The following is a 5854-nucleotide window of genomic DNA, read 5'->3' on the forward strand; positions in this document are numbered from 1 at the left end:
CGGATGTGCACAATGCGCGCCCCGCCACCCTGGAGGGACGATTTGAAGGGGTGGTGGGGTTGGCAAAAAGCGCGTGACGGGCTGTTGACGGCCCTGAAATTCGCTGTATGATGTGCGGCTCGCTCGGACACTTTGGTGTCGGGCAGGAACGCGGCGCTGAGGCCGGTTCCGATGATCTTTGACAGTGTGCGCAGGTGACTTGTGCGGGCGTCTGGCCGGTGGTGTATGTCCATCCGCAGACGTTCGACACAGAGTCCAAATGAATCAAGAACGAAGCATCGCAAGATGTGAGTGATCGAGTAATTTGGGCCTGGATAGACGACTGCACTCAAAGCATTGGCGAGATCTTCGGATCGAGCTGCAAGACTTAAGTGAAGAGTTTGATCCTGGCTCAGAGTGAACGCTGGCGGCAGGCCTAACACATGCAAGTCGAACGGCAGCACAGGGGAGCTTGCTCCCTGGGTGGCGAGTGGCGGACGGGTGAGGATAACGTCGGAATCTGCCTTTTTGTGGGGGATAACGTAGGGAAACTTACGCTAATACCGCATACGCCCCTGTACCGGGAGGTGCAGGGTGAAAGCGGAGGACCTTCGGGCTTCGCGCAGAGAGATGAGCCGACGTCGGATTAGCTAGTTGGTGGGGTAAAGGCCCACCAAGGCGACGATCCGTAGCTGGTCTGAGAGGATGATCAGCCACACTGGAACTGAGACACGGTCCAGACTCCTACGGGAGGCAGCAGTGGGGAATATTGGACAATGGGCGCAAGCCTGATCCAGCCATGCCGCGTGTGTGAAGAAGGCCTTCGGGTTGTAAAGCACTTTTGTTGGGGAAGAAAAGCACTCGGTTAATACCCGGGTGTTCTGACGGTACCCAAAGAATAAGCACCGGCTAACTTCGTGCCAGCAGCCGCGGTAATACGAAGGGTGCAAGCGTTACTCGGAATTACTGGGCGTAAAGCGTGCGTAGGTGGTTTGTTAAGTCTGATGTGAAAGCCCCGGGCTCAACCTGGGAATGGCATTGGATACTGGCAGTCTAGAGTGCGGTAGAGGGTAGCGGAATTCCCGGTGTAGCAGTGAAATGCGTAGATATCGGGAGGAACATCCGTGGCGAAGGCGGCTACCTGGACCAGCACTGACACTGAGGCACGAAAGCGTGGGGAGCAAACAGGATTAGATACCCTGGTAGTCCACGCCCTAAACGATGCGAACTGGATGTTGGGAGCAACTAGGCTCTCAGTATCGAAGCTAACGCGTTAAGTTCGCCGCCTGGGAAGTACGGTCGCAAGACTGAAACTCAAAGGAATTGACGGGGGCCCGCACAAGCGGTGGAGTATGTGGTTTAATTCGATGCAACGCGAAGAACCTTACCTGGCCTTGACATGTCTGGAACCCTTGAGAGATCAGGGGGTGCCTTCGGGAACCAGAACACAGGTGCTGCATGGCTGTCGTCAGCTCGTGTCGTGAGATGTTGGGTTAAGTCCCGCAACGAGCGCAACCCTTGTCCTTAGTTGCCAGCACGTAATGGTGGGAACTCTAAGGAGACCGCCGGTGACAAACCGGAGGAAGGTGGGGATGACGTCAAGTCATCATGGCCCTTACGGCCAGGGCTACACACGTACTACAATGGTGGGGACAGAGGGCTGCAAACCCGCGAGGGCAAGCCAATCCCAGAAACCCCATCTCAGTCCGGATCGCAGTCTGCAACTCGACTGCGTGAAGTCGGAATCGCTAGTAATCGCAGATCAGCATTGCTGCGGTGAATACGTTCCCGGGCCTTGTACACACCGCCCGTCACACCATGGGAGTGGGTTGCTCCAGAAGTAGCTAGTCTAACCGCAAGGGGGACGGTTACCACGGAGTGATTCATGACTGGGGTGAAGTCGTAACAAGGTAGCCGTATCGGAAGGTGCGGCTGGATCACCTCCTTTAGAGATGTAACCAAGATGGGCTGCATGGCCTGTCAGGCGTCCGCACAAGTGACCTGCATTCAGAGAGTTTCAGCACCGCCGCGAGGCGGTGCTGGAGCGTCCCGTTTTGCTTTTACAAGCATGGGGCTTTAGCTCAGCTGGGAGAGCACCTGCTTTGCAAGCAGGGGGTCGTCGGTTCGATCCCGACAAGCTCCACCATCTGGCAACCATGGGTTCCGCAGGGAGTACATGGGTCTGTAGCTCAGGTGGTTAGAGCGCACCCCTGATAAGGGTGAGGCCGGTGGTTCGAGTCCTCCCAGACCCACCACTTTCGCGTGGCTCGGCGTTGCGGCATCACTTCGGTGTTATCGACGGTGCCGTGGCCCCAAAGGCGAAAAGCACGAACTCTGAATGATCTGCGCACACACACAAGATTAGAAGCGGTCGGGCACTGTGGCCCGCCCGCGTTCTTTGAAAATTGGGACGTAGCGAGCGTTTTGAGACGGAATGTCCATGACGTGTCGTAGAGGCTAAGGCGGGGCCCAAGAGGCCCTAATTTGAAGTGAGACGTTGTGTTCACGACAACGTGTGATCCCGAGGCGACTTGGGGTTATATGGTCAAGTGAATAAGCGCACACGGTGGATGCCTTGGCGGTCAGAGGCGATGAAGGACGTGGCAGCCTGCGAAAAGCGTGGGGGAGCTGGCAACAAGCATTGATCCCGCGATGTCCGAATGGGGAAACCCACCCCGCAAGGGGTATTGCATGGTGAATACATAGCCATGCAAGGCGAACCCGGTGAACTGAAATATCTAAGTAACCGGAGGAAAAGAAATCAACCGAGATTCCCTGAGTAGTGACGAGCGAACGGGGAGCAGCCCTTAAGTTGATTGAGTTCTAGCAAAACAGTCTGGAAAGACTGGCCATAGACGGTGATAGCCCGGTATGCGAAAGAGCTCTTCCAATGAAATCGAGTAGGGCGGGGCACGAGAAACCCTGTCTGAACATGGGGGGACCATCCTCCAAGGCTAAATACTCCTGACCGACCGATAGTGAACCAGTACCGTGAGGGAAAGGCGAAAAGAACCCTGGTGAAGGGAGTGAAATAGACCCTGAAACCGTGTGCGTACAAGCAGTAGGAGCTCTTCGGAGTGACTGCGTACCTTTTGTATAATGGGTCAGCGACTTATTGTTCGTGGCAAGCTTAACCGTATAGGGGAGGCGAAGGGAAACCGAGTCTGAATAGGGCGCATAGTCGCGGGCAATAGACCCGAAACCGGGTGATCTAGTCATGCCCAGGATGAAGGTTGAGTAACATCAACTGGAGGTCCGAACCCACTCCCGTTGCAAAGGTAGGGGATGAGGTGTGATTAGGAGTGAAAAGCTAATCGAACCCGGAGATAGCTGGTTCTCCTCGAAAGCTATTTAGGTAGCGCCTCGGACGAATACTGCTGGGGGTAGAGCACTGTTATGGCTAGGGGGTCATTGCGACTTACCAAACCATGGCAAACTCCGAATACCAGCACGTACTATCCGGGAGACACACGGCGGGTGCTAACGTCCGTCGTGAAAAGGGAAACAACCCAGACCCACAGCTAAGGTCCCAAATCAGTGCTGAGTGGAAAACGATGTGGAAAGGCACAGACAGCCAGGAGGTTGGCTTAGAAGCAGCCACCCTTTAAAGAAAGCGTAATAGCTCACTGGTCGAGTCGGTCTGCGCGGAAGATTTAACGGGGCTAAGTACTGAACCGAAGCTTGGGGTGCATGCTTTGCATGCGCGGTAGAGGAGCGTTCCGTAAGCCGTTGAAGGTGGATTGAGAAGTCTGCTGGAGGTATCGGAAGTGCGAATGCTGACATGAGTAACGATAATGCGGGTGAAAAGCCCGCACGCCGAAAGCCCAAGGTTTCCTTGCGCAACGTTAATCGACGCAGGGTGAGTCGGCCCCTAAGGCGAGGCAGAAATGCGTAGTCGATGGGAAGCAGGTTAATATTCCTGCACCTCGCGTAAGTGCGATGGAGGGACGGAGAAGGTTAGGTCTACCGGGCGTTGGTTGTCCCGGGGAAAGCAGGTAGGTTTGGGTCTTAGGCAAATCCGGGACCCTTTAAGACCGAGCAGCGAGACGAGCCCTTTGGGGCGAAGTGACTGATACCACGCTTCCAGGAAAAGCTCCTAAGCTTCAGCTTACGCAGACCGTACCGTAAACCGACACAGGTGGGCAGGATGAGAATTCTCAGGCGCTTGAGAGAACTCGGGTGAAGGAACTAGGCAACATGGCACCGTAACTTCGGGAGAAGGTGCACCCCTGATGGTGGCTCATGCGAGCTATAGCTGTCGGGGGTCGCAGTGACCAGGCCGCTGCGACTGTTTATCAAAAACACAGCACTCTGCAAACACGAAAGTGGACGTATAGGGTGTGACGCCTGCCCGGTGCTGGAAGGTTAATTGATGGGGTCAGCCGCAAGGCGAAGCTCTTGATCGAAGCCCCAGTAAACGGCGGCCGTAACTATAACGGTCCTAAGGTAGCGAAATTCCTTGTCGGGTAAGTTCCGACCTGCACGAATGGCGTAACGACAGCGGCGCTGTCTCCACCCGAGACTCAGTGAAATTGAAATCGCTGTGAAGATGCAGCGTTCCCGTGGCAAGACGGAAAGACCCCGTGAACCTTTACTATAGCTTTACACTGAACGTTGAGTTCGTCTGTGTAGGATAGGTGGGAGGCTATGAAACCCTGGCGCTAGCTGGGGTGGAGCCATCCTTGAAATACCACCCTGTCGTGCTTGACGTTCTAACCTGGGCCCGTAATCCGGGTCGGGGACCGTGTATGGTGGGTAGTTTGACTGGGGCGGTCTCCTCCCAAAGTGTAACGGAGGAGCACGAAGGTACGCTCAGCGCGGTCGGACATCGCGCACTGTGTGCAAAGGCATAAGCGTGCTTGACTGCGAGATCGACGGATCAAGCAGGTACGAAAGTAGGTCTTAGTGATCCGGTGGTTCTGTATGGAAGGGCCATCGCTCAACGGATAAAAGGTACTCCGGGGATAACAGGCTGATACCGCCCAAGAGTTCATATCGACGGCGGTGTTTGGCACCTCGATGTCGGCTCATCACATCCTGGGGCTGTAGTCGGTCCCAAGGGTATGGCTGTTCGCCATTTAAAGTGGTACGCGAGCTGGGTTCAGAACGTCGTGAGACAGTTCGGTCCCTATCTGCCATGGGCGTTGGAGATTTGAGAGGGGCTGCTCCTAGTACGAGAGGACCGGAGTGGACGAACCTCTGGTGTTCCGGTTATCACGCCAGTGGTATTGCCGGGTAGCTATGTTCGGAAGCGATAACCGCTGAAAGCATCTAAGCGGGAAGCGCGCCTCAAGATGAGATCTCCCGGGAGCTTGACTCCCCTAAAGGAACCATCAAGACCAGGTGGTTGATAGGCAGGGTGTGTAAGCACAGCAATGTGTTGAGCTAACCTGTACTAATGATCCGTGCGGCTTGACCATATAACCTCAAGTGGCTTCAATGCCGGTCCCCGGCAAGAACCCGCACATCCATGTGCGGACTATTCAAGGGGGCCACCTCGACGATACGTCGACGACATTCCAGACCAAAACAAACTCGCTACGTCCCACCCCATGAGAGTCCGCGCCGCAGGCGCGACTCCAACAGCTTGCTCAGTGACAATAGCGGTGTGGCACCACCCGATCCCATCCCGAACTCGGAAGTGAAACGCACATGCGCCGATGGTAGTGTGGCCTAAGCCATGCAAGAGTAGGTCATCGCTGAGCATTTACACCAAAGGCCGGTTCCCGCAAGGGTGCCGGCCTTTTTCTTGGGCGCGAGCGCCGCGTGACGCACCTGTCCTGCAACGGCCTTCCATTACCAGCGTAGGAGCGGCTTCAGCCGCGATCGGGGAATCGGTCGCGCAACGGATCATCCGATCGCGGCTGAAGCCGCT

At 55.8% G+C, this 5854-nt stretch carries 2 tRNA genes and 3 rRNA genes; all 5 read left to right on the forward strand.

Annotated elements, in window-relative coordinates:
• Positions 1–368: 368 nt before the first annotated feature.
• The 5 genes from ACJQWM_RS14100 (at position 369) to rrf (ending at position 5684) form a co-directional block, all read left to right on the forward strand.
• Positions 369–1927: ribosomal RNA gene (locus ACJQWM_RS14100) — 16S ribosomal RNA — on the forward strand.
• Between the two features lie 122 nt (positions 1928–2049).
• Positions 2050–2125, forward strand: a tRNA-Ala gene (locus tag ACJQWM_RS14105).
• Positions 2126–2157: 32 nt separating this feature from the next.
• A tRNA-Ile gene (locus tag ACJQWM_RS14110) sits at positions 2158–2234 on the forward strand.
• A 288-nt stretch (positions 2235–2522) separates the two neighbouring features.
• Positions 2523–5399, forward strand: a 23S ribosomal RNA gene (locus tag ACJQWM_RS14115).
• Positions 5400–5569: 170 nt separating this feature from the next.
• A 5S ribosomal RNA gene (rrf, locus tag ACJQWM_RS14120) occupies positions 5570–5684 on the forward strand.
• Together the 16S, 23S and 5S rRNA genes with 2 tRNA genes alongside form the textbook arrangement of a ribosomal RNA operon.
• Positions 5685–5854 lie beyond the last annotated feature (170 nt).

Source organism: Novilysobacter longmucuonensis (assembly GCF_046600735.1).
Classification (GTDB): Bacteria; Pseudomonadota; Gammaproteobacteria; order Xanthomonadales; family Xanthomonadaceae; genus Novilysobacter_A; species Novilysobacter_A longmucuonensis.